Genomic DNA, 24,704 nt, shown 5'->3' with positions numbered 1-24,704 from the left:
GCGCCAGCCAAGCCGGCGCCGCGCAGCATCCGCTCCGCACCGCTGACGACCAACGCATCTCATTTCAAAGTGCATAACACGCTCTAGATGCGGGCGGCACCTCCCACGTCCACGCCAGGCACGCCACCTGTCCGCTACATGGGGTGGAGCCTGCTTACCATGCCTGGTCATCACTGCACCTGCGCATTGGCCAGCAACTCCAGCGCGTGTGCGGCATACCCCATGCGGCGCGTCTGCAACTGGGCCGGCTCACGCGCGGCGAGCAAGGTGATTGCGGCAGCCACCGCGCGTGCGGTCAGGTGCTCGGGCGGTGGCACCGGCGTGGTCTGCTGCGGTGGCGCCAGGCTGCCGCCGGACCAGGCCACTGCCGCCGCCAACCAGGCGCCCAATGACACGTAACCGCCTGCATGCGCAAACGCCTGCGCAGCACGGCGGTGCGCTTCGCTGGGCTCGCGCACCCACTTCTCGGCCAGCGCGGCGCCGACGCGGTCTTCCTCGTCCAGCGTTTCGCCGCGCACGCACTGGCACAGCCAGGCCACCGCGTAGCGCTTGGGCAGCAGGCGCGCGAGCAGCTTGATCGCATCCTCGCCATAGCCCTGCGCCAGCAACGCACGCACCGCTGCCTGCGGCGCCATCGGTGCGCCCAGCTGTGCACGTGCAGCTGCGGACACCTGCATGTCCGCGCACGCCTGCACAAGCGAGAGAGCGGGCGCGCTCATCCGATCATGATCAGGCCGCCGGCAACCTGCACCAGCGCATCGGCCTTGATGTTGACCAGCGGTCCCTTGACCGTGGCGGACGCGCCGGCTTCGGCGCTGAGCATGCCGCCGGACGACAGCTTGAGCGTACCGTCGCCCACCACTTCGGTCGCCGGCGAGCTGGCCTGCAGCTGCGCATCGGCAATCAACTTGATCGCCAGCGAGGTGGTCTTGGCTTCGGAGGTCGCATCGACCAGGATCTTGATGCCGCTGAGCACGATGTCGCCGTTGCGCTTCATCAGCAGGCGCGCACTGCCGGTGACCAGCTCGATCTCTTCGCCGGCCTTGAGCAGCAGCTTCTTGCCAACGTCCACGCTGTCGTTGTTATCGATGCGTGCGCTGCGATCGTGCTTGACCGTGAGGACCTGGTCGTTGGTCACGGTGGCGGTGTGGTCGTTCTGCACTTCTTCGCGCAGATCGCGTTGCGCGCGCAGATAGACTTCTTCCTTGCCGGCCTTGTCGTCGAAGCGCAACTCGTTGAAGTCCGCGCTGCCGCCGAGCAGGCTGCGGCTACGCATACCGCTCTGGGTCTTGTTGTCCGGCAAGGCGAACGGCACCGCGTGATCGGCGTTGTAGACGCTGCCTACGATCAACGGGCGGTCCGGATCGCCTTCCAGGAAGCTCACCACCACTTCCTGCCCGACCCGCGGCAGGCTCATCGCGCCCCAGCCCTTGCCCGCCCACATCGAGGCCACGCGCACCCAGCACGACGGCGCACCGTGCGGGCGCGCGGCTGTGGCCCAGTGAAAGGTCACCTGCACACGACCATGCGCATCCACCACGATGTCTTCGTCGGTATCGCCGGTCACCACCGCCGTCTGCAGGCCGGCGATGCTGGGCGTGGGCGTGCGCCGCAGGCTACGGAAGGGCAGCCGGCTTTCCATCACCTGCACAGTGCTGGAAAACGGCGCCTCGTCGCCGTGCTCCGGCGCGGCCAGCGTGGTCTGTGCCGACAGCACCAGATATTGCTGGTTGAGCGGAGCGCATGGATGCTCGCGCAAGGTGAACAGCGCACCGACCATCAGGCCGCAGGCATTGGTGATGGCATGGTGGCTGGCACGCTGCACGTTGAGCGCCTCGGTACGCACTTGCGCATAGCGGCTGCCGTCGGCTTGCAGTGCATGCGGGCCCGGGTAATCGAACGCATCCAGCGCGTCCACCTGATGCAGCTCGTCCCCGCTGGCGTCGGCCTCTGCTGCCAGTGAGACACGCGGCTGCTGCGGGTCGTAGTCGGCGAGCGCGTGGCGCGTGGAATGCAGCCCGCGGGCGCTGCGCCACTGGCTCACCACCGAGCGCAGGATGCGCCGGTGTTGCGTTTCCGGCGGCACGTACGGCAGGGTGTCCACCCCGTTGCGTACCGCATGCGCGCCGAGCGCGTCGCAGAGCACCAGCGTGTGCGCGCTGCGCGTATGCGTGAAGTAGTAATAGATGCCTTCCTGCTCCAGCAGCCGGCTGATGAAGCTGAAGTCGTCTTCGCGGTATTGCACGCAATACACCCGCTTGGGATAGTGCGCGCTCAGCTGCTGCTGGATATCGCTGTAGCCGCTTTCGCCCAGCACGCGGGTGACGATCTCCGGAACGCTCAGGTCCTGATAGATGCGGCAATCGCGGCGCTGGGTGAGCAACCATGGCCGCGGGACCACCTGCAGCTCGAGCACGGCATAGGAAAGCGCATCGATCACGGTGAAGCCGGCCTGTGCGCAGGTTGCCACGATGCCGTGGTACCAGCGCTGCGTGCCGTTGTCGTCGGCCAGCTCCACGGCGACCGGTGTGGCCAGCAGCGCGCGCAGGTTGGGTTGCGCATCCGTGCACAAAGCGTCGATGCGGAACTCGAACAGCTGCCCCAACGCTTCGCTGGCCTGCATGCGGTGCAGCAGCAGGCGCTCGCCAAGGTCGGAGTGCAGCGTGATGGTGCGCGGCATCGAAGCATCCACAGGTGAGTGAGCAACGCACGACGCGCTGACCGGCAGCCGCGGGATAACGGCCTGCAAGGACCACTGCATGCCACTGCTGCCGGGGTCATGCTCACACGCGTGCGGCCGGCAAAGCCGACATTTCGTCTCAGGACTGTGCAGCTGTGCGTGCGGTCACGACCCAGCCATGCACCGGTTGGCCGCGCTCGCTGCGCAGCACATCCAGGGCGATGGCAATCGGCTGCAGGCCGGCGCTGTGCAGCGCGGCCAGCACATGCGCATGGCTATGCCGATAGCGGCCGCTGGCATCGAGTTCCACCGTATCGGCGTCGGTCTCCAGGGCTTCGACGGTAAAGCCCAGCACGCCGCCCGGCCGCAGCGCCGCGGCTGCGGCGGCGAGCACCGGGTGCAGCGCACCGAAGTACACCAGCGTGTCTGCCGATGCGATGACGTCCCAGTGGGTCGGCCGGCCCTGCAGGTAGGCGGTGAGTTCGGCAACCTCCAGCATGTCGTAGCCGCCGCGCTGCCGTGCCTTGGCCACCATGCCCGGCGACAGATCCACCCCGATCAACTGCTGCGCATACGGGCGTAGCAACGCTGCGCACAGCCCGGTGCCGCAGCCGGCATCCAGGATGCCGAGCGCAGCCTGCGGCGCAGGCAGACACGCCGCCAGCGCCTCGCCCAGCCGCTGCGGTGCACGGTAATCCAGGTTGTGCAGCAGTTGCTCGTCGAAGCTGTCGGCGAAGCCGTCGAACAGCTCGCGCACATAGCTGTCGCCTGCGCGTGGCGGCGCGGCGGCGCCACCGCAGGCCGCCAGCATGTGCGTGGCCACGGCATTGCCCGGGTCGCGCGCCAGCCATGCGCGGTAGACCGCCTGCGCCTGGATGTGTTCGCCCAGCAAGTACAGACCGGTGCCCAGGGCCTCGCGCGCAGGCAGGTGCTCCGGCGCCAGGCTGCAGGCCTGCTGCAGGCATTCCACCGATTGCTGCAGGTGCTCGGCGGCTTGCGCGTTGTTGCGCAGGAACAAGCCGAGCAGGTAGTGCCCGTGCGCCGATTCGGGATAGGTGTGCAGTAACGCAGCGTAGGTCAGGAAGGCTTCCTCCGGGCGGCGCTGCGCTTCCAGCACGGCGGCCAGATTGGCCAGCGCATCGGCATGCGCCGGTTCCAGCGCAAGCGCACGGCGATAGCACTGCTCGGCATCGCTCAAGCGGCCGCATTCGCGATGCACGTTGCCCAGGTTGTTGCAGGCATCCGGTTGCGCAGGCGCCAGCTGCAGCGCCTGGCTGATGGCCTCCACCGCCGCCGCGCTATTGCCCTGCTGATGCAGCAGCACGCCCTGGTAATGCAGCGCCTGCGCATGGCCGGGCTGCACGTCCAGCAGCTGGGCATACGCCTGCGCGGCCTGGTCGAGCTTGCCGGCGCGATGGGCCTGCAGCGCGCTGTGCAGCGCGGCGTCCAGGTCGGTGTGCGTCTGGGCGGTGGCGTGGCGGGCAGGCTGCATGCGGCATCTCCTTGGTGGGTAGGACGCAGGCGATGCGTCGAAGGACGGCGGATCAGGCAACGCTGGCGTGCCGGTACTGGCGATGCCTCTGCGCGTGGACACTGCGGTCGCAACGCTCAGCTGTTCTTCTCAGCGTTGAACGCTTTTGAACACGCGCAGAGGCCGACCATGACATCCACTCGATCGCATGCGCACGCAACCGGTCGTCGCGATGGCCGCGCTGCGGATGCATCGACGGTCGCTGCCATCGCGCGCGCCGCCGCGCTCCATGTCACCGGTGCAAGCCCATCGCAATGCGCATCCCAGCGGCGTCATCAGCCGATCAACACGGTAAAGCAGCCCAGGGTGATCACCCCGCCATGCGCAGTGCTGTCGCCCAGGCGGGCCGCCGGTTGGCCGCTGATGATCACGGTCGGCGCGCCCGCCACGATGCTGTCCGGCGGGCCCACGCACACCGCCGAATCGCCGATGCGTGCGGCTGGCAGGCCACCGATCAACACCGTCGGTGCGCCAGGCCCGATGATCGGCCCGCCCACATGCGGCACCACCCCGGTGACCATCGGGCAGACATGCAGATCGGTCAGGCGTGCGGCAGGTTGCACGGGGGCGCTCCGGCGCTGGCAGTACAGGCACTATCCCGCCGCGCGATGCGGCTGACCCGACGATTCGTCTCAGCGCCGCGCCACCGACGTGGTCGTCTCCGCGCTGGATGCGGCTGGCTCCGCCAGCGCCAGGGTCTGCCGTGCCGCACGCAGCGGCTCTTCGGCATCGCCAAAGATGCCGGTGAGCACCTGCACCGCCTGCTGCGCATGCTCACGCGCGGCGGCGGTCTGGCCGAGCGAGCGCTCGGCCTCGGACATGCCGCGCAGGATCTCGGCGGTCTGCGGATGCGCGCGGCCCAGCACGCGCAGGCTGGTGGCCAGTGCGGCACGCTGTTCGGCCAGCGATGCCGCAGCCTGCCCGGCATCCAGCAACCAGAACGCGTGATTGCTGCGCATGGTGATGGTGGTGGGCGCGTCCTCGCCGAGCGCGGCGCGCGCGCGTTCAAACGCGGCCCGGTAATGCGGGCCGGCCTCGGCCACCTTGCCCTGCTGACGCAGCGCGCCGGCCAGGTTGCCTTCCACCATCAAGGTATCCATGGCGCTGTCGCCGTAGAGCTTGCGGGTGATCTGCAGCAGCGGCGCAAGTTCGGCCTCGGCGCCGGCAAAATCGCGTTGCATCAGCAGATACACCGACAGGCTGTTGCGCATCGACAGCACCAGCGGATGCTCGGCCCCGTGCAGGGCGATGCGCTCGCGCAGCAGGCTGCGCTGCAAGGCGATGGCCGGGAGCAGCTGGCCGACATCGGCCAGCAGCCCGGCATAGACATTGCCCGCATTGATGCGCTGATCTGCGCTGGTCGCAGGGTTGGCCAACGCTGCCACATAGGCGCGCCGGCTCTCGGTCATGGCTTCGCCCATGCGGCCCTGCTCGCGCAGCGTCCAGCCCAGCCAGGCGCGCATTTCATTGCCGATGGCCTGTTGGTGCAGATCGCCGCGCTCGGCCTGCGCAATGCCCCGACGCAGCACCTGCACCGCTTCGTCGCGCTGGCCTGCACCACGCAGTGCCTGGCCGAGCATGGAAGCGGTCTTCAACGCCGGTTCGCTGCCCGCGCCCAGGCTCTGCTGCGCCAGTGCATGCGCGGTGCGCAGATGCTGCACCGCCTGCGGAAAATCGGCCAGCGCGATCAAGGTACTGCCCAGCGTCTTTTCCACATCGGTGCGCGCATCGGGCTGGCTGGCCAGTTCGTGCGCGGCGCGCTGCGAGGCCTGCTCCAGCACACGCAGCATCAGGGTCTTGTCCAGATCCCTGGCAATCGCCGGGTCCACGCTGGACAGCACCGAGGTCATGAAATCGCCGGTGACGCGCGCACGTTGCGCATCGCGTGCGGCCTGCTGCAGCGACCACAGCGTGGCGCCCAGGCCGGCGACCACGGCCATCGCCACCAACCCACCGGCCAGCACGCCACTGCGATGGCGCTGGGTGAACTTGCGCAACCGCAATAACCGGCCAGCGCGCAGCGCGCGCGGCGGGTAGCCATCGAGCCAGCGATGCAGGTCGTCCAGCAGCGCCGACACCGAGGCGTAGCGCGCCACCGGTTCCGGCGCCAGGGCGCGCAACACGATCGCATCCAGGCCATCGCGCAGTTGCTGCTGCAGCCGTGCATGGGTGGTCGCGCGCGCCGCGCAGATGCGCGCCTGGGCCTGCGCCGGTACCGCTGCCACACGCTGCGATGGCGGCTGCGGCAGCCCGTCGCGTCCGGCCACCGGTACCAGCCCGCAGCTCAGTTCGTAGAACATCGCCCCCAAGGCGTAGATGTCGCTGCGCGCGTCCACCTGCTGCACGCCGCGCGCCTGCTCCGGGCTCATGTAGCCAGGCGTGCCGCGCCCATGCGCCGAGGTCACGCCGGGGTTGGCGGCATCGACCGCGATGCCGAAGTCGATCACTCCCGGCATCGGCCGCCCATCGATTTCGCTGACCAGCACGTTGCTGGGCTTGAGGTCGCGATGGATCACGCCTTTCTGATGCGCGTGCTGCACCGCCTCGCTCACCCGCAGCATCAGCAGCACGCGCGCATGCAACGACAACCGCTGCGCATCGCACCACCAGGTGATGGGCTCGCCGCGCAGGTACTCCATCACCAGGTAGGGCCGGCCCTGGGCGTCGGTACCCACATCGTGGATCTGCGCGATGGCCGGGTGCACCATCTGCGCGAGCAGCCGGCATTCGAACTCGAACAACGCACGGCCCTGCACATCCAGCGCATCGGCGGCCACCAGCTTGATCGCCACTTCGCGCTCGTAGGCACCATCGGCGCGATGGCCCAGATACACCTGGCCCATGCCGCCGGCACCGATCAGGCGGTCGATCGCCCACGCACCAAAACGCGTACCGGCCGGCAGTTCCGGCAAGGGCGCGCGCAGTGCGGCGGCAGCCTGCTTCAGCGGCGCACGCACGCGCAGCGTGGCCTGCGATTCCACCGCCAGCATCGCCAGCAACTCATCGCGCAACACCGCATCGTCACCGGCTTGCGCACGCGCAAAGGTCTCGCGCTCGTGCACCGGCAACTGACAGGCCTGATGGAACAGCGCTTCCAGCCGCTGCCAGGCAGTGGCCGCCACGCTCACAGCTGCGCCGCCAGCCACACCCGCGCAAAACGCAGGTCGCGCTCCAGCGTGGGCACCGATACCTCCAGCTGCTCGGCCGCCTCGGCCACGCTGAAGCCCACCAGCTCGGTCAACGCAAAGGCACGGGCCTTGCGCTCATCCACCCGCGCCAGCTTGTCGAAGGCATCGGCCACCACCATCAGCGCCTCCGGCCGCGCCGCGCCGTCGGACAAGCTGATCGTCAAGGTCACCGCCTGCCCGAGCCGCTTGGCGCTGGCCTGCTGCCGCGCCAGATCCACCAGCAGGTGGCGCATCTGCAACGCCGCCACCGCGTAGAAGTGCGTCCGCGAACGGAACGCCTGCTGGCCTTGCTCCAGCCGCATCCACGCCTCGTGCACCAGCTCGGTGGCCTGCAGCCCGGCGCGCGCATCGCGGCGCAGCTCGCGCAGTGCGGTGGCGCGCAGCACCTCGTAGACCTGCCGCGCCAATGCATCGCCCGCCCCGGGCGCGTCATGCTGCCAGGCCTGCAATAACTCGGTGATCGGCAGCTCGGACATCGGGGCCCATCTCGCCTGCGTGGGAGCGCAGTATCCCGCATTGGCGGCTGGGTGGATCGTTCAATCCGTAACGGTTTAGTCCACCCGGGGCGAAGGCTGGGCAACCCGCCCGCCCGGCGTGGAGCGGCCAGCACGTGGCGCACATTGCTGCAGTGGATATCGGCAGCGGCCAAGCACCGGCCATGTGCGCTGACAGTTGCGCGGTCGCCATGCCGCCTCAGGCGGCCATCAAGGCGCGGGCTGCCAGGTCGGACCCTGACAGATGAAGGCCACGCAGCCTTCCACCTTCAGGGAGCCGTCCACCCCACGCTTGATCTTGGCGGCGTAGGTCTTGCCGGACTCGGGGTTGTAGATCTTGCCTTTCCACAGATCCCCTGCGTCCACCAGCTCGCTGAGGATCACTGTGCCTTCCATCGGGTTGTGGCGCTTGGCCGGATCCGGATTGAGCGCATCGGTTGTCCGGCTACCGGGCTTGGCCCGCAACACCTTGACGATGGTGCCGCATAACGACGTACCGCACGGCTGGATATCGACCAGTGCCTGCTGGTTATCGGTGAACCACTTTCCGGTGATCGGTTCGGCGGCGAATGTCGGTGCACTCAACGTCGCAAAGACAAACGCAAGACAGCTTGTGACAGAGATCGGGTTCATCGGAGTTTCCAACCATCGATAGGGCGGCGACTTGCGCATTTGCTGATTGATGCAACGGCGCAGGCCGCAGGGCCGCGTCGTTGGATTCAATGGCAAGCGGATCCTATCGATGCACTGTTGGAAGATGATTGGCTGCCTGCAGCCCCGGGAAGATTCCTCAAAGATGCGGGACTTCCGAAAGGCGTGAGGTGCCTTTGACGCACAGCCATCTAACCAGGCCGCGTGGCTTTGTCAGAACCCTGCGGTGCCCGCTCCTCCCAGAGAGCTCACCCCAATGCGGGCCGCAGTGACTGCAGCGCACGCGTTTGGCGTGACTGACTCGCTCAGCAGTCGGGCACGTGCCCGGCCGCATAGCGCAGCCCCTGCCGCAGCTGGACCAGAAAATCCGCATTCGCATACACCGCCGCATCGTGGCCCAACCCGGTGTACCAAGCCCGGCCGCCGTCGAAGGCATGGCACCAGGCAATGGGATGGTCCGCACCCATCGTACCGCCGGCATACAGACGCTCGTCTACCGTGGCCACCACCTGCACCTGACCGCGCGGATTGTGCCGGTAGTTGTAGATCTCGTCGGTGATCGGCCAGGCATCGCCCACCGGCCGCCCTTCGCGCTCAGGCTGCACACGGGTGGACTGCAGCCCCGGCGGATGTTTCTTGAACCATGCCCCGACCAACCGCCCGTACCAAGGCCACTGGTAGCCGGTATCAGCAGCCGAGTGGAGACCCAGCAATCCACCGCCCTGCCGAATGAACCCCTCGAAGGCCTGCTGTTGCGCCGGCGCCAGAATCTCGCCCGTCGTGCTGGCGAACGCCACCACGCGGTAACGCGCCAGGTTGTCGGCAGTGAAGACGTCCGCATCCTCGCTATGGTCGACCGCCATGCCCTGCTCTTGTGCAAGTTGCCGTAGCGTCGCCACCGCCGTCGGAATCGACTCATGGCGGAACCCGGCCGTCTTGCTGAAGATCAGCATCCGCTCTGGAGCGGACCCGGCAGTGGCGGCGGGGGAGGCGAGCATGCAGATCAGGGCGAGCAGGAGTCTGTGCATGCAGGTATTGTTGCGCGGTATCGGCTCCAACGTGCGTCTTCGCTGTTGCCTGCGGTGATCGCATGCGAGGCTGATGACGACAGCGAGCGAGCGTGCGCTGCTCTCATCCTCACTACGCGACGCTTCGCATGTGCAGCGCGAGCTGTTGCCATCCGCGAGCCACCCCGCGATTACCTCTCGACTCTGGATCCGTGTAGACCTTCACTGTGGTGGTGCATGCCGAGACGAGCATCGAGGCCTGCGACGTTTGTGACGAGGTTGCCGTCATGGCCGTCACCTTCGTACCGTCTGCATTGCAGCCGTTGCGTCCGGTGCGCAGATGACTGACGTCGCCCCAGCATACGAAGCGTTTGACGTCGCTCCTGAGCGTTTTCTTTGCAAGCTGCGCGTGTTCGTCCAGCGCGATGGATAACAGCATCCAGACAATGACATGACAGACGACAGGGTCACGCAATTGCCATGCGGCGTCGAGGCGGCGCGCACGTCCTGAAACTGCCCATCGGCGCGACGCAATCTGCCGACACTTACCTGCGCGCAGCAACGCAGGCCGCCTCACGCTCAGCGCCTGGCCGCCTCGCATAGCTTGCGATTGAACCAGGTGCACTTGGCGATGGGCAGGTAGGCGTCCCAGTCGCTGGGCGGCAACATCGTGCTGTTGCGATCCAGCTCCGCCCGGAACGAGTCCTCGTCGTGGCTGCGGCCCGCCATGGTGCTGTCCAACGCCGCCAGACAATCCTGCGCGCGGTTCAGGCGCAGCAGGGTGAGCGCACGGTCGTTGGCGAAACGGTCGCGATCGAGCCAGGTGAGAAACTCGCCGCACTCGCCCGCAAATGCCTGCATGCCGGCAAGCGCTTGGGCATAGCGCTTGCCGCGATAGTCCCGCAGGTACGCCTCACGTCGTCGGCTGCTGGCCGCGGAGGTGCAGCCGGCCGGCAACTGCAGATAGTCGCCTTCGAACCTTGCACGCATGCCGCAGTAATCGCGGCAGCTGTCCTGGGTCAGCGCGGCGATGCTGAAGCCGCCCGCCACCGGCTTGAACGCTAGCTTGCAGGGCGCATCGACAGCATCGCTCACTTCCGCCTTGTCGCCCTGCAGGGTTCCCGATAGCGAACAGCTGTGGCCGTTGGCGCCGACGGTGAGAATTTCGAACTGGCGCACTCCGCCCTTGTCGCTGACCTGCAGGCTGCCCCAACCTTGCTTGGTGCTGTATTGACCGGGCGCCGGACCGGCCGCCACCGCGCCGAACGCCGCCAGCCACACCAGTATCCCGCTCCATCCATATCGCCGTGCCATCGCCGCGTCCTGTGTTCGACCAAGCGCAAGTGTGCGACATCGCGGCGACGCCAGGCCAGTCAGGTGTAGACCATCAACCCCAGCAGATCGAGCGCGCCATGCGCCAGGATCGCCGGCCACAGCCGCCCGCGTCGGGCCACCCACCACCCCAGGATCAGCCCGATCACCAGGATGCTGATGGCGCCGATCGGGCCCTGATAGAGGTGATACGACGTGCGGAGCGCCACGCTCACATTCACCGCGAACGCCCGACCATGGCGCGGCGCCAGGGCGCGGATCACGTAACCGCACACGAATACCTCCTCGAAGATCGGATTGATCAGCGAGATCGCCAGCACAGCCGTGATCGACAGCTGCCCGGCGACCATCGCATCGAATGGATGCGTGTTGCTCCCCAAGCTCCAGTTCAACAGCGTCAGTGGATAGGTGACCAACAGACACACCGCCAGCAAGCCGAGCCCCGCCGCCAGGTCGCGCAGCTGCCACTGCAGCCCCAGCGACTGCGGCTTCCATCCGCGGAACCACAGCACTGGCAGCAAGATCGCCAGAACGAGCAGTTCGTAGAACACCATGCCCCACAGGCTCGCGTCGGAGAAGACCGGCTCGACGGCGTCGCGCGCCAGCGCCGAAACGCTGGACCAGATCGACAGCCCGAATGCGATCGTCACCACGATCAACAACTCGCCCCATCCAGCAGACGCTCCCTCACGCTCTTGCATCGATCTTCCTTGGCATGCCTTGATTGCAGAGACTCAACTTGAAACGCCCTGTCTAGCGGCAGGCCTGCACGACCGCTCGCTCGACAGCCTGCATGAAATCCGGATCGCGACGCATCGTAGTATCGGCGCGGGCGCTGTCACGCACATGGGTGGCGCGCGTACACGCCTCCGGACTCGGCTGGCGCTCGTAACTGATCAGGCGTAAGCCCAGGTTTGATTCCTGGCCCGTGGCAGACGCCGTGTTCGTGTCTGCCTGCGCCGACGCAGCCGTTGCTGTCGGGGTCGCTGCGGGTCGCTTGTTCCAACGCTTCTGCTCGGCGCCGTCGGCGCACGGCGTGGACTGGTAAACAGTCCCCAGCTTTGCATCGCTGCACTTGTAGGCAGACTGCGCCGCTGCCGGCAATGCCAGCATGTACATCACTATCGCAAGACTTTTGTTCATTTGCCCCTCCCCGGAACGGCATAGTTTACCGATCGCAGGGAGCGAAGCATTGTCTCTAGGAGCTCGCGTTCTGTTCTTCGCTGGCGAAGATGTGTGAAGCGCGCCTGGCGGCTTTTTACCGACCGCTTGGACGGCAGCAACACAGGCGCACCACCGATGGCAGCGCCCAAGCGGACGCAAAGCGCTCGCCGGCCTATGTCGCATGCACTCTTCATTGCGACAGAGACAGCTCCACCCGTCAACGGAAGCGAGAGCAACCTGCTTTTACGCCAGCACGAAGGCGCAGCGGCTGTCGACGCAACTTTTTGCGGGGGTTAGACCCGCTCATCGGCCCCCAAATCACCGTTGTCGACTAATTAAGTGAACCTGACCCCCGTTATCCCGACCCCGTTATCCCAGTAAATCACTTTGGCCCTTTGGCCTTTTGGCCCTTTGTCCCCAATTTTCCCATAACCTACTTTTACCTTGTTGGCACGGGATACCGCCCCTGAAGCCACGCGCCGGGGGCCTTAACGTCCGGTTTGCGGACATCGCCAAGCCATACAGGGCCAGTCATCGAATGTTTGGCATTCCCAGCAGGCCCAGCCGGCGCCCAGCCGTGTATCAAGTTCACCGGATAGGCAGTGATCAGGGTCCACTTCCCCTTGACGATCGGATTACGGTCAAGGATGACCATCGCGTTACGTTGCCATAACGCCTCGACCTTTAGATAGGCTAGAAGGTCTTCAAGCTGTGGGAAACGCTGTTTGTACCTTAGCGCTGCTTGCGAGCAGTCTAGCTCTCCCTCCCACTGCTCATGGTTCCAGCGCTGCTCGTACGCCGTGATCGCCCTTGTAACTGCTTCGCGTCGCCAAGGTACCGCGCCGAAGCCGCCGGTCCGGGAGAACCCAAGGCCGTAGCCACCGGCGCGCCCCTTTACCACCACTGCGATCCTGCTAAACGGCCTCCAAACTCCACCGCCGGTGGCGAAGCGGGCCTCAGTCCATTGCCAGTGCTTGTAGGCAATGGAATCGGCGCGTTGAAGTGCGTCTTGCTGCGCTTCAGGGCTGATAAACCCTCCGGCTGCAGCTCCAGGCACTCGCGCATCCGCGACGGGAACGATCAAAGGTTCGAGCTGGGAAACTGTCACCGGCTGGCCATCGACCCCATAGGTACGTACCGTAGGCGGGTCGATGAAGGGAAGTTTGATCGGCGACATGCTGCATATGAAGCCCCGCAAGGATGCCCAAGTTCCTGTCTCGCGATTCCATTCGTCAATCTGCGGACTGACCCCATCTGGCGTGGAGGCCTGGTCTGGCGCGAACTCCGTGCACACGCGCATCAATTGGCCCTGCCAACCGCTCTGGTAGCCATGCCGGGCTGCGGCATGCTTGGGATGCGGATTTCCAGCAAGGCGATCGTCGACGTCTCTTTGCAAATGCCGTGTATGACTCTTGAAGGTCTCGGCTTTGCGCCCAATGTGGGCTTCCAGTAAGGCGAACTCCATTTGACTCAACGGCATGACGACATCTCCATTGCAGATGCATTAAGAAATTTACGGCACAACTGCGCACCACGTTCACTGATGCAGATCTCAGCGATCTCGCAGCTGACGGGCGGCTTACCAAGGAACTCGCGACTGATTTTCGGCAACAGTGAATTGATCAAGATCGAATCAATTATTCGTCCCCCAATTCGCTCTTCGTGCTCCGGCTCGCCACCAGCTCCAATACCCGAAACGGGATCGAAACGGGGCCAGGTTTACTTCCAAACTAAACCTGGCCCTGACACTATTTTCTTGCGGATCCGGCGCATTAATAGGACGATCGCCAATCCTATTTATTCGTCTTCGTCTGGCAACATCTCGATCAACTCGCGTCTGATCGTTCGCGTGAGCGGGTTGTACGCGTCGGCGATACGCTGGAGTTTCTGGTTAGCCCACATGGCGAAATCGCTAAGTACCCCGTAAAAGTGTATCTGCGACGGATTTGGCGCGTTGAGGCAATCCATGTACCTTATGTAATTATCTCCGCCATAGATGCAACGCACTTCGTAGCAAATGACGTTCGCCACATGCTGTGCGCCGATTCCATCGATAAGCGCGGCTGATACCCGCATCTCGAAGACATTCTCGCGGCGATACATCTGCAGCGCGCTTTCTATCGCCAACTGCTCCGTGTTATTTCCGCGCACCGCAGCCACGATGTTGGTTTCATCGTCACTCCCTCCCATGGAATGCGCCAACAAGTGGCACCACTCATACCGCTTCGCCGCATCCAGCGGGCTGTTAGGGAACCGATTCTTGACCCAGCCCGCGTATTGTGTCGCTGAAATTGCTGCTCCCGTCACGCGGCGCATGCACGGACTCATGCCTTGGTTAGTAATTCGGCGGCTGTATTGGATCGCATCCGGCAACAGGACCCAGTTGCTGCGTAAATGCACTATTGCTGACTGCATGGCCGCTGTCAGCACGCGCAGGCTACGCACGCGACCGGTAAAGCGAACCCCATTGGAGAAGTTCACCCTGCCATACACGGGAGCCAGCTTGGTGACACCGATGCCGTGCTTCTTCAGGCGTTGGCCGACGTATGTATAAGTTTCGCATCGCCCATATCGATCACGTATAAACATGGAACCGCTACCGGGACGCTTGTAGGCACAGTGGAAGTTCCTCCTGATGATTCGCTTGATGCGTCCCATATCTCATCCTCCTTCGATTCAAGTGACGTGAGTGGAGCAGATCGTCATTACGTGGCCGGCGCTCGCGATTTCGTATCGAAATTCATGGTTCCAGACGCCGATCCTAGCCCTATCGATTGGCTGGCCATCGATCATCCGATTCAAAAACTCTCGCGAAATCTCCGCCAGCATGGAATTAGTCAAAATCGCATCAATCATCCGTCCGCCCGACTCGCTCTCTGTACAGCGGCTCACCACCAACTCCACCACCGAATCGTCATACTCGAACGGAATCTTGTAGCGCTCTTCGATCCGCTTCTTGATGCGGTTCAACTGCAGCCGCACGATCTGCCCGAGCATGTCGTTGCTCAGCGGGTAATACGGAATCGCCACCAACCGGCCGAGCAATGCCGGCGGGAACACCTTCAACAACGGTTCGCGCAAGGCCTTGGCCATGCCTTCCGGATCCGGTATCAGTTCCGGGTCCTTGCACAGGCTGGCGATGAGGTCGGTACCGGCGTTGCTGGTGAGGATGATCAAGGTGTTGCGGAAGTCGATGCGGCGGCCTTCGCCGTCTTCCATCCAGCCCTTGTCGAAGACCTGGAAGAACAGTTCGTGCACGTCGGGGTGGGCTTTTTCCACCTCATCCAGCAGCACCACCGAGTAGGGTTTGCGGCGTACCGCTTCGGTCAGCACGCCGCCTTCGCCGTAGCCGACATAGCCAGGCGGTGCGCCCTTGAGCGAGGAGACCGTGTGCGCCTCCTGGTACTCGCTCATGTTGATGGTGATCAGGTTCTGTTCGCCGCCGTATAGCGTCTCGGCCAGGGCGAGCGCGGTTTCGGTCTTGCCGACACCGGAGGTGCCGGCAAGCAGGAACACGCCAATCGGTTTGTCCGGGTTGTCCAGGCCGGCGCGGCTGGTCTGGATGCGCTTGGCGATCATCTCCATGGCGTGGTCCTGGCCGATCACGCGCTTGGCCAGCAACTCGGGCAGGCGCAGCACGGTGTCGATCTCGTTGCGTGCCATGCGCCCGACCGGGATGCCGGTCCAGTCGGCGACCACGGCGGCCACCGCCTGGTAGTCGACCGTGGGCAGGATCAAGGGCGATTCGCCTTGCAATGCGGCCAGTTCGGCCTGCACCAGTTGCAGCCGCGCCAGCAGGGTGTCCCGATCTATTTGCACCGGTGCTTCGAGCACCGCTGTGTCGCCAGATGCAGTCTGATCGGCCTCGGCTTCCAATGCGCTGCCTGTTCCTTCCACCGGTGCATTACCGCTACGCAGTTGCGCACGCAGCGACAGCAGTTCGTCGACCAATGCTTTCTCGGCGACCCAGCGCTGCTCTAACGCATGCAGCCGGCTACGCTCACCATCCAGCAAACCTGCGCACGCAGCAGCACGCTCATCCACCACGATGCCAATCGCACGTTCGCGCTCGATGATGGCGTGCTCGGTGTCCAGCGATTCGATGCGGCGGCGGCTATCGTCCACTTCGGCCGGGGTGGCGTGCAGGCTCACAGCCACGCGTGCGCAGGCGGTATCCAGCAGGCTCACCGATTTGTCCGGTAGCTGCCGCGCCGGGATGTAGCGATGGCTGAGCTTGACCGCCGCTTCCAGCGCCTCGTCCAGGATCTGCACGCTATGGTGCTGCTCCATCATCGAGGCGACGCCGCGCATCATGCGCACCGCCTTGGCCTCGTCCGGCTCGTCCACCTGCACGGCCTGGAAGCGCCGTGTCAATGCGGGGTCTTTTTCGATGTACTTCTTGTATTCGGCGAACGTGGTGGCGCCCACCGTGCGCAACGTGCCGCGCGCAAGCGCCGGCTTGAGCAGGTTGGCCGCATCGCCGGTGCCGGCCGCGCCACCGGCGCCGACCAGGGTGTGGGTTTCGTCGACGAACAGGATGATCGGCTTGGGGCTCGCCTGCACTTCGTCGATCACCGCGCGCAGGCGCTGTTCGAATTCGCCCTTCATGCTGGCGCCGGCCTGCAGCAGGCCCACATCCAGCGTGCGCAGTTGCACCTCCTTCAACGCCGGCGGCACGTCGCCGCGCGCGATACGTTGTGCGAAGCCTTCCACCACCGCGGTTTTTCCAACGCCGGCTTCACCAACCAGGATCGGGTTGTTCTGGCGGCGGCGCATCAGGATGTCGACCACCCGGCGGATCTCGTCGTCGCGGCCGATGATCGGGTCCAGCTTGCCCTCGCGCGCCTGTGCGGTGAGATCGGTGGTGAATTTTTTCAGCGCTTCCTGCTTGCCCATTGCAGCCGGCGCAAGCGCGCCACTGGCTTCGCCCGGTGCGGCGATCTGGCCGAGCGAAAAGCCGTCGCTGGGCAGCAGGCCATCTTCCGGCGAGCCGGCCACGATCTCGGCGAAATTTTCGTTGAGGACCGCAGGCTTGAACTTGTCGAACTCATTGGAGATCGCCAGCAGCGCGTTGCGTAGGCCACGCACCCTCAGGATACCGACCACCAGATAACCAGTGCGCACCTGCGCCTCGCCAAAACTCAGCGAGGCATACACCCAGCCGCGCTCCACCGCTTCTTCCACATTGGCCGACAGATCGGTCACCGCAGTGGAGCCGCGCGGCAAGCCGTCGAGTGCGGCGGTGACATCGCGCGCCAACGTGGACGGGTTGAGCTGGAAATGCTTGATGATGCGGTGCAGGTCCGAATCCTGCAGCTGCAGCAACTGATGCAGCCAGTGCACCAGTTCCACATACGGGTTGCCGCGCAGCTTGCAGAACACGGTGGCGCTTTCGATGCCGCGATAGGCGAGTGGATTGAGCTTGCCGAACAGGGCACTGCGGGAAATCTCGGCCATGATGCGTCCTTCGAAGTCGGTACGTTGCGTGTGAGCGGCAATGGCAGCGGTGCGGTCAGCCGGAAGGGCGCAGCAGAACCTCGTCGGCGTCGGCAACGCTCCAGGCGCGGCGGCCAAGCCAGGTGTCCAGGCCTAAGCGGCTATTGCGTGCCAGCTGCGGTGTGGGTACCTCGTCGGCCTTGAGCAGCAGCTGCAGTTCCCAGCCGAATTCGTCGCCCAGATAGCTACGCACCGCGGCGGTGAATTGGCGTAGCGCCTGGCCGCCGGGCAGGAAGCGTTGAAAGGCGATGCGTGGCAATGGCCCCAGGCGAATGCGTACGCGCTGTTGCGCGCCGCGCACGTGTGCGCCCACCACGCTGTCCACACCGAGCCGCGCAGTGCGCGGGCCAAGGCCCAGGTGCAAGTGCGCATCGGCCGGCAGGCGCATCCATTCGGCGAGGAACTCCTGCACCTGCACCGGCCAGTCGAACAGTGTCTGCAGCACGGCACGCAAGCCTTCCGGTGTGCGCGTAGCCGCGCCAAACCGGCCGGCGTGATAGCGGCGCGCATCGTCGGGCAGCGCATCGCGCTCGCGCAGGTGCGGGCTGGCGATACCGACCAGTGCATCCAGCCAGGCACGGAACTGATCGCTGGCTGCGCGCTCGGCCTGCACGGTGGGCTGCGCCTGCGCCCAGGCGCGATAGAACAGGCTGAGCATGCGGTGGTGGAACACATCGGCAAACGCAGCGAAGGTGCCATCCTTGGCTTGCTGCGCACGCTCGATGGCGTATTCGGTCAGGTGCAGCGGCAGCGGCGCGTTGGGGCCGAACAGGCCAAGAAACACCCCATACAACGCAGCCGGTCGATCGGCGGTTGCCGGCACGTAGCGCTCAAGCGCGCGCGGTGCGAATGCCAGCGATGGCGTATGCCGCAAACGCAGCACATCGTCACTGGCGCGCGCCGATTCGCCCAGGCGGGGCTGCTGCGGATGGCAGCGCTCGATCGCGCGTAACGCCGCAAACGGGGTGAAGTCCTGGATCCGGGCCTGCAGCGCCTGTGCAAGCGCGCCAGCACCGGTGCTCACAGGCGCGGTCGGGAGCCGGGCTGGGCTGGCCATCGGGCCACCTCGTTGCGTTCGGTGGTGCGCAACACGGTTTCGGTAAAGGAATTCACCGAGACGTAGCGCGCAAAAAAGTGCCGCAGCACCGAGGCCAGCAGGAATGCGCCGGTGCCTTCGAAAGCAGCGTCCTCGCAGGTGAGCGTGATCTCCAGGCCGCGGCCGAAGGTGATCGGGCCGGGCACCGGAATGCGCCGCACGATCGGCGTGCCGGTGACGTGCTTGACCCCTTCGATCTGCCGCTGCGCCGAGGCATCGAACGGGTCGCAATACAGGGTGAGGATTTCGCGTAGCGCAGCGGCGCCGTTGGGTCCATCTTCGAACAGCGACAGGTAATTGAGCTGCAACTGGCTGAGCAGGCGCCAGGCGGTCTGCCCGTCGGACAGCGCCGGGCGCGGCTTGGTCGGCCCGGCCACGCAGCGCACGCTGCGCACCGGCACACCGCTGTCCATGCTGAAGTCGGTCGTGCCCTTGCCCACCGGCATGTGCAACGGCAGGTCGCGATTGCTGCACCACAGCTGCAGCCCGAGCTGGCGCAGGTTGCTGCCATGGGCCTGGTCGTTGGCATCGACCAGGCTGACGAATACCTCGCTGCCCACGTAACTGGAGCGCGCACCATCGCGGCGTTGCCGCGCTGACAACAAGCGTGGCTCGCGGCGCATGCTGTAGAACGCGCCATGCCGCGCATGCCAGGTGCGCGCATCGCCGCCATAGAACGCGGTGAAGCGTTGTTCCGGTTCCTGGCGGTCGCCGAAGCCCTCCACGTCGCCCAGATGATGGATCTCGAAATCCATCGGCCGGGTGCGATCGGCCAGCACATGGTATTCGTGCTGGCCAGCCTGCAGATGGATGCGGTCGGCGCGGCGCTCGAACAGGTTGATGGCCGGCGTGCAGAACAGGGTGAAGTGTTCGGCGCTCACTGCGGCGGCCAGGCTGGGCACGCTGCGCGACAGCAGAATCACCACCTCGAAACTGTTGCCGTGCAGGCGACGCAGCGCAGCGCGCAAGCCAGTGAGTTCGGCGAACAGGAAGCGCTCCGGGCACGCGAAGTATTCCTGCAGCAAGCGGTAGCCACTGAACGAGCGCCCGTCATATGGGATCAGGCTGTCTTCGTCGGCATAGCCGCGCATCTGCAACGCATCGGCGCCTTGCAGCGTTTGCAGCGGCGCGCCCTGCGCATCGCTGCCGCGTACCAACACGGCGCTGGTGTCGGCATGCAGTTGTTCGTACAGCCGCTTGGGCAGGCCATCGGCACCGGCCAGGAACAGCGGCAGGCGGTCCAGCGCCAGGCCTTGGACCTGGGCACCGCCCACCAGCTCCAAGCGCAAGCGGATGCCGGCGCGCACGCTGCGCCCGGCGGGTAGCGCGATGCCTGCCGCCGCCAACGCAGCCGGCGATTCCAGGTATTTGGCTTCGGCCAGCTGCAGCGGCCACAGCGTCACTGCATGCGCGGTGCGAAATTCGCAGGCGGTGCGCTCACCGGCACCGATCAGGCTGCGCAGCGCGCTATGGCGCGGCACGCTGACACCGGCGCTCAGGCCGCTGTCTTTCAGATCCGGCTGCAATTGCACCACCGCCATCGACGGCAACGGTGCCAGGTAATGCGGGTAGACCATTTCCAGCAGATGCTGGGTGAATACCGGGTACTGCGCGTCCAGCTTGAGTTGCACGCGCGCGGCCAGGAACGCGAACCCCTCGAGCAGGCGCTCCACATACGGGTCGGCGCATTCGAACGCATCCAGCCCCAGCCGCCCGGCGATCTTGGGATACTCGCGTGCAAACTCGGCGCCCATGTCGCGCACGTGCTGCAATTCGCGGGTGTAGTACGGGAGCAGGCGCGGGTCCATGGGATCAGCCGTGGCCCTCCATCACTTCGAGCCGGCCGGTTTCCAGATCCAGCGCGGTCTTCAGGTACAGGTTCAACGGCAGCGGCTGCGCCCACATCTCCGATTGAATGGTGAACAGCAGCGAGCGTCTGTCCATGCGCGCCGCATCGGCGTGCACGCTCACGCGCAAGGTGTCGGCGATCAGGCGTGGTTCGAAGGCCAGGATGGCGTCGCGAATGCGCTGCTGCAGCGCGGCTGCGTCGATGCCGGTAACGGCCGCGCCGGCCAGATCCGGGATGCCGAAGTTGAGCACCGAGCGACGGATCTGCGGATGCGCATCCAGCGGCCGGCTGGTTTCCAGGTTGACCGCATTCAACAGCCACGACAGATCGCGGATCACGCACTCGCGCAGACGTGTGGCCGAGATCACGCGTTGGTCGCGGCTCTCTTCGCGTTGGCTGGGCGCGGCGTCGGTGAGCCGGTCCAGCAGCGAAGGTTGCAAGCGTTCGGTGGTGGTGAGCTCGGCCATGACGCTCAGGCCGCGTCGAACTGCAGCTCGCGCACCTCGAGCAGCGCAACCTCGCGCGACTCGGTGCTGAGCATGCGTTGGCCCAGGCCGATTTCGCCCTGCGCACCTTCGGTCCATTCGGTGCGACGCGCCAGTTGCAGCTCGCCCGCATCCAGATGTTCGCTACCGGGATAGCGCACCGGCATATACGCAAAGGCCTGGCCGCCATTGCGCCACAGCACGCTCACCGGCGCCCACACGGTGTCGCGTAGATCGCTGGGCGCTTCCAGGCGCAGCTGCTGCACCTGATGCAGCGGTGCCCACGCATAACCGGTGTCCAGCATCAGTTCGATGCACGGGCCGAAGCGTGCATCCGCATCGGCTACCCACTCGAAACGCACGCCATCCAGCGTGCCGCCGATGGCAGGTGCCTGCGCAAACGCCTGCGCTCTCAGTTCGGCCGCCTGCGCTGCATTGCCGCGTACCGACAACTGCAAGGCCTGCAGATGCAGCGCCATCCATGCATCGGGGGCACCGATCACGGTAGGCAGGCGCTCGCCGGCAAACACCGCCGCGCGTGTCTGCTCTGCCTGTAACACGCGCTGGTAGGTCTGCACCATCGGCGCAGTGCCGCCATCCAGTTCCAGACAGGCGCGCAGCTGGTCGGCTGCACGCGACCACTGGCCCAGCACGGCCAGCAGCTGAAACAAAAACACGCGCTGCGCGGCATCGGCCGGTTGCCGACGCACCTGCTGCACCAATTGCTGCAACGCCTGCGCCGGCTCGCCGCGGGCAAGCAGGGTTTCTGCGGTGGCATCCATCGCGCGTGTCCTTATCGAAGAAGGTAGCGGTGCCGGCATGCGGCACCGCAGGAACACGTGTGCAACGGCGTACGGCTACGCTGCAAGCGTGTTCGCTGTTTGCTGCGTCAGTTAGGCGCCCTTGGCAACCTGCTGCATGTCGTACACAAACGGCTTTGCAGCGCCGTCAGCAGAGCCGTCAGGCTTTTGCGGCTGGAAGCTGTATTGAAATTTACCGAAGTGCAGGGTGATGTTCTCGGTCAGCCGATCCTCACCGCCAGAGCCACCCGTCGATACGGAGGTGACAAGTACGCCATTGGACAAATGCAACGTCACATAATCGGTCTGCTCGCCCGTGGCGTTGGTGACGTAAAGCCATGCTTCCTCCAGACGCGCGCCGGTACAAGCGGCCTGCAGCAATGCATTCGAACTCTTGTCCACGTATTTCGTGAGCGAAATATCCTGCACATGTGCCTTGCCACCACCGGACGAGCCACCAGCGCTGTGCAGGTCGCCAGAGTTGCTGGCTCCCCAGGACCAGGCGAGTACCGGAATTTCACCCTTGTGCTTGGAGTGGCCTGAGCTGCCTTCAATGGCCACACCACCGCCCTTGAACTTGAGATGCATATCGAACGCCATGAATTACTCCTTGAGATATCGGACTGAATGGGACGATCCCGACAGGATCGACGGATCATGGCTGGACTCAGGCCTTGGCCTGAGACGGCAACCGGGAAACCAAACGCAATGAGACGGTCAAACCTTCCAGTTGGTAATGCGGCTTCAGGAAGAACTTGGAGGTGTAGTAGCCCGGAGCCCCTTCCACTTCCTCCACCACGACTTCGGCCGCGGCCAGCGGATGGCTGGCCTTGTATTCTTCGCTCGAGTTGGCCGGATCGCCGTCGACGTAATTCAAGATCCACTTGCCCAGCCAGCTCTGCATCTGCTCGCGGCTGCTGAAGCTACCGATCTTGTCGCGCACGATGCACTTGAGGTAATGCGCAAAGCGGCAGCAGGCGAACATGTACGGCAAACGCGCGCCCAGCGCGGCGTTGGCGGTGGCATCCGGGTCGTCGTATTCGTCGGGCTTGTTCAAGGACTGCGCGCTGATGAAGGCGGCCATGTCCGAGTTCTTGCGATGCACCAGCGGCATCAGGCCCATCTTGTCCAGCTCGGCCGAACGCCGATCGGTGATCGCCACTTCGGTCGGGCACTTCATATCCACGCCACCGTCGTCGGTAGGGAAGGTGTGCGTGGGCAAGCCTTCCACCGCGCCGCCGGATTCGATACCGCGAATGCGCGAGCACCAGCCGTACTGCTTGAACGAGCGGTTGATGTTCACCGCCATCGCATAGGCCGCGTTCTGCCAGGTGTACTTGCCGGAATCGGCGCCGGTGGTCTCTTCTTCGAAATCGAACTCGTCCACCGGGCTGGTAGCTGCGCCGTACGGCAGGCGCGACAGCGTGCGCGGCATCGCCAGGCCGATGTACTTGGAATCTTCCGACTCGCGCAGCGAGCGCCATGCGGCGTAATCGGGCGTGGAAAAGATTTTTGCCAGATCGCGCGGGTTGGACAGCTCGTTCCAGTTGTCCATGCCCATCAATTTGGGCGCGGCTGCGGCAATGAACGGAGCGTGCGCAGCCGCGGCAACCTGTGCGATGCCGTTGAGCAATTCCACATCCGGCGGGCTCTGGTCGAAGTAGTAATCGCCGACCAGGCAGCCATACGGCTCGCCGCCGAGCTGGCCGTATTCCTGCTCGTAGACCTTCTTGAAGATCGGGCTCTGGTCCCAGGCGGTGCCCTTGTAGCGCTTGAGCACCTTGCCCAGTTCCTTCTTGCTGATGTTCAGCACGCGGATCTTGAGCTGCTGGTCGGTCTCGGTGTTGTTGACCAGGTAATGCAGGCCGCGCCAGGCACCTTCGAGCTGCTGCAGATCGGGGTGATGCAGGATCTGGTTGAGCTGCTGGGTGAGCGTGCGGTCGATCTGCGCGATATACGCCTTGATGGTTTGCGAGACGTCTTCGCCGACCACATCGCTGCGGTTGAGCACCTGCTCGGCGAGCGTGCGTACCGCCGCTTCCACTTCTTCCTTGGCGCGTTCGCTCTTGGGGCGGAACTCGCGATTGAGCAGCGCGGCAAAATCGCCCTGCTCGCTGGTTTCGGTACTGCTGCTGGCCAGTGCGGCTTCGGTGGCGGACATGGCGTCAGGCTCCTTCCGGTTCGGAGGCAGGCTTGGCCGCCGATACCAGCGACTGCAGCAACGCCGGGTCGCGGATGGCATTGGCGATCAACTGCTCGGCGCCGGCCTTGCCATCCATATAGGTGTCCAGGTTGGCCAGCTGCGTGCGTGCCTCCAGCAACTTGGCCAGCGGCGCGACCTTGCGCGCGATGGCGGCCGGCGAAAAGTCGTCCATGCTTTCGAAGGTGATATCCACCGCCAGCTCGCCTTCGCCGGTGAGCGTGTTGGGCACCTTGAACTGCGCACGCGGGCGCATCGACTGCAGACGGCTGTCGAAGTTGTCGACATCGATCTCCAATGCCTTGCGTTCGTCCAGCGATGGAAGCTCGCCGGCGTTGGCGCCGGACAGATCCGACAGCACGCCCATCACGAACGGAATCTGCACCTTCTTCTGCGCGCCGTAGACCTCCACGTCGTATTCGATCTGCACGCGTGGCGCCCGGTTGCGGGCGATGAACTTCTGACTGCTGGCCATGCCTGATCTCCGATTGAGCTTGCCCGTTGCGCCAACGTGCGGGGCACGTGCGCTGTCTTGTGGCCTGGATATCGCCGGCCCGGCCGATCGCCTGGAGCCTGCGTGCGACGCCGGCGCTGCGGGCCTGCCCGCAACTGCCGCACCACGCGGACCCAAGCGACAGGCCGTGCGATGACGCCTCTTCAGCGTTGCGGCGAGTCTAGGAATGCCCCTGCAGGCTCACCCGACAAATCGTCTCAATCGTGCCGATGCGTGA

Annotated in this window: 22 protein-coding genes; all 22 read right to left on the bottom strand. The window is 65.2% G+C overall.

Going from position 1 to position 24,704, the window contains the following annotated elements; translation table 11 throughout:
• Nucleotides 1–170: 170 nt before the first annotated feature.
• Entirely contained in the window at nucleotides 171–719 is a 549-nt protein-coding gene (locus tag Y887_RS15550; protein WP_046965207.1) for a DUF6931 family protein, read from the bottom strand.
• On the bottom strand, nucleotides 716–2,680 hold the full coding sequence (locus Y887_RS15545) for a type VI secretion system Vgr family protein (RefSeq protein ID WP_046965206.1): 1,965 nt from the start codon (nucleotides 2,678–2,680) through the stop codon (nucleotides 716–718). The genes Y887_RS15550 and Y887_RS15545 overlap by 4 nt, the downstream gene beginning before the upstream one ends.
• Before the next feature lie 139 nt (nucleotides 2,681–2,819).
• Nucleotides 2,820–4,172: a tetratricopeptide repeat protein gene (locus tag Y887_RS15540; RefSeq protein WP_046965205.1), complete on the bottom strand. Its 1,353-nt coding sequence runs from the start codon at nucleotides 4,170–4,172 to the stop codon at nucleotides 2,820–2,822.
• 314 nt (nucleotides 4,173–4,486) lie between these two features.
• Nucleotides 4,487–4,732 carry a PAAR domain-containing protein gene (locus Y887_RS15535; protein ID WP_245879436.1) on the bottom strand — a complete coding sequence of 82 codons (246 nt, stop codon included), beginning with the start codon at nucleotides 4,730–4,732 and terminating at the stop codon, nucleotides 4,487–4,489.
• Nucleotides 4,733–4,843: 111 nt separating this feature from the next.
• Nucleotides 4,844–7,357 carry a serine/threonine-protein kinase gene (locus Y887_RS15530; RefSeq protein ID WP_046965203.1) on the bottom strand — a complete coding sequence of 838 codons (2,514 nt, stop codon included), beginning with the start codon at nucleotides 7,355–7,357 and terminating at the stop codon, nucleotides 4,844–4,846.
• A complete protein-coding gene (ecfK, locus tag Y887_RS15525) occupies nucleotides 7,336–7,875 on the bottom strand; it encodes an ECF-type sigma factor EcfK (protein ID WP_046965202.1) in 540 nt (179 codons plus the stop codon). Before ecfK ends, Y887_RS15530 begins: the two co-directional genes overlap by 22 nt.
• Before the next feature lie 228 nt (nucleotides 7,876–8,103).
• A complete protein-coding gene (locus Y887_RS15520; RefSeq protein ID WP_245879431.1) occupies nucleotides 8,104–8,565 on the bottom strand; it encodes a DUF2147 domain-containing protein in 462 nt (153 codons plus the stop codon).
• Between the two features lie 284 nt (nucleotides 8,566–8,849).
• Complete coding sequence (locus Y887_RS15515; RefSeq protein ID WP_052765021.1) at nucleotides 8,850–9,572, bottom strand: ThuA domain-containing protein; 723 nt, start codon at nucleotides 9,570–9,572, stop codon at nucleotides 8,850–8,852.
• Nucleotides 9,573–9,684: 112 nt separating this feature from the next.
• Nucleotides 9,685–10,026 carry a hypothetical protein gene (locus tag Y887_RS15510; protein WP_162199172.1) on the bottom strand — a complete coding sequence of 114 codons (342 nt, stop codon included), beginning with the start codon at nucleotides 10,024–10,026 and terminating at the stop codon, nucleotides 9,685–9,687.
• Nucleotides 10,027–10,130: 104 nt separating this feature from the next.
• Nucleotides 10,131–10,865 carry a hypothetical protein gene (locus tag Y887_RS15505; protein ID WP_046965200.1) on the bottom strand — a complete coding sequence of 245 codons (735 nt, stop codon included), beginning with the start codon at nucleotides 10,863–10,865 and terminating at the stop codon, nucleotides 10,131–10,133.
• A gap of 59 nt (nucleotides 10,866–10,924) precedes the next feature.
• Complete coding sequence (locus Y887_RS15500; protein ID WP_046965199.1) at nucleotides 10,925–11,584, bottom strand: CPBP family intramembrane glutamic endopeptidase; 660 nt, start codon at nucleotides 11,582–11,584, stop codon at nucleotides 10,925–10,927.
• Nucleotides 11,585–11,636: 52 nt separating this feature from the next.
• Nucleotides 11,637–12,026: a DUF4124 domain-containing protein gene (locus Y887_RS15495; protein WP_046965198.1), complete on the bottom strand. Its 390-nt coding sequence runs from the start codon at nucleotides 12,024–12,026 to the stop codon at nucleotides 11,637–11,639.
• Nucleotides 12,027–12,486: 460 nt separating this feature from the next.
• Nucleotides 12,487–13,527 (bottom strand): hypothetical protein, encoded by a 1,041-nt coding sequence (locus Y887_RS15490; RefSeq protein WP_146093418.1) that lies wholly within the window; start codon nucleotides 13,525–13,527, stop codon nucleotides 12,487–12,489.
• A gap of 317 nt (nucleotides 13,528–13,844) precedes the next feature.
• On the bottom strand, nucleotides 13,845–14,705 hold the full coding sequence (locus Y887_RS15485; protein ID WP_046965196.1) for a hypothetical protein: 861 nt from the start codon (nucleotides 14,703–14,705) through the stop codon (nucleotides 13,845–13,847).
• Between the two features lie 18 nt (nucleotides 14,706–14,723).
• Nucleotides 14,724–17,504, bottom strand: coding sequence for a type VI secretion system ATPase TssH (gene tssH, locus Y887_RS15480; protein WP_046965195.1), 2,781 nt, complete (start codon nucleotides 17,502–17,504; stop codon nucleotides 14,724–14,726).
• A 55-nt stretch (nucleotides 17,505–17,559) separates the two neighbouring features.
• Nucleotides 17,560–18,600 carry a type VI secretion system baseplate subunit TssG gene (gene tssG / locus Y887_RS15475; protein WP_046965194.1) on the bottom strand — a complete coding sequence of 347 codons (1,041 nt, stop codon included), beginning with the start codon at nucleotides 18,598–18,600 and terminating at the stop codon, nucleotides 17,560–17,562.
• Complete coding sequence (gene tssF / locus Y887_RS15470; protein ID WP_046965193.1) at nucleotides 18,564–20,447, bottom strand: type VI secretion system baseplate subunit TssF; 1,884 nt, start codon at nucleotides 20,445–20,447, stop codon at nucleotides 18,564–18,566. The genes tssG and tssF overlap by 37 nt, the downstream gene beginning before the upstream one ends.
• 4 nt (nucleotides 20,448–20,451) lie before the next feature.
• Nucleotides 20,452–20,955, bottom strand: a complete 504-nt coding sequence (gene tssE / locus Y887_RS15465) for a type VI secretion system baseplate subunit TssE (RefSeq protein WP_046965192.1) — start codon at nucleotides 20,953–20,955, stop codon at nucleotides 20,452–20,454.
• A gap of 5 nt (nucleotides 20,956–20,960) precedes the next feature.
• A complete protein-coding gene (locus tag Y887_RS15460) occupies nucleotides 20,961–21,755 on the bottom strand; it encodes a type VI secretion system accessory protein TagJ (protein ID WP_046965191.1) in 795 nt (264 codons plus the stop codon).
• Between the two features lie 111 nt (nucleotides 21,756–21,866).
• Nucleotides 21,867–22,373, bottom strand: coding sequence for an Hcp family type VI secretion system effector (locus Y887_RS15455; protein ID WP_046965190.1), 507 nt, complete (start codon nucleotides 22,371–22,373; stop codon nucleotides 21,867–21,869).
• A gap of 67 nt (nucleotides 22,374–22,440) precedes the next feature.
• Nucleotides 22,441–23,934: a type VI secretion system contractile sheath large subunit gene (gene tssC / locus Y887_RS15450; protein WP_046965189.1), complete on the bottom strand. Its 1,494-nt coding sequence runs from the start codon at nucleotides 23,932–23,934 to the stop codon at nucleotides 22,441–22,443.
• A 4-nt stretch (nucleotides 23,935–23,938) separates the two neighbouring features.
• The gene (tssB, locus tag Y887_RS15445; protein WP_046965188.1) at nucleotides 23,939–24,448 is read right to left on the bottom strand and encodes a type VI secretion system contractile sheath small subunit; all 510 of its coding nucleotides are present in this window, start codon (nucleotides 24,446–24,448) and stop codon (nucleotides 23,939–23,941) included.
• Between the last annotated feature and the right edge of the window lie 256 nt (nucleotides 24,449–24,704).

This window comes from Xanthomonas pisi DSM 18956 (assembly GCF_001010415.1).
In the GTDB taxonomy this organism is placed as follows: Bacteria; Pseudomonadota; Gammaproteobacteria; order Xanthomonadales; family Xanthomonadaceae; genus Xanthomonas; species Xanthomonas pisi.
This window is presented reverse-complemented; position numbering and strand designations above follow the sequence as displayed.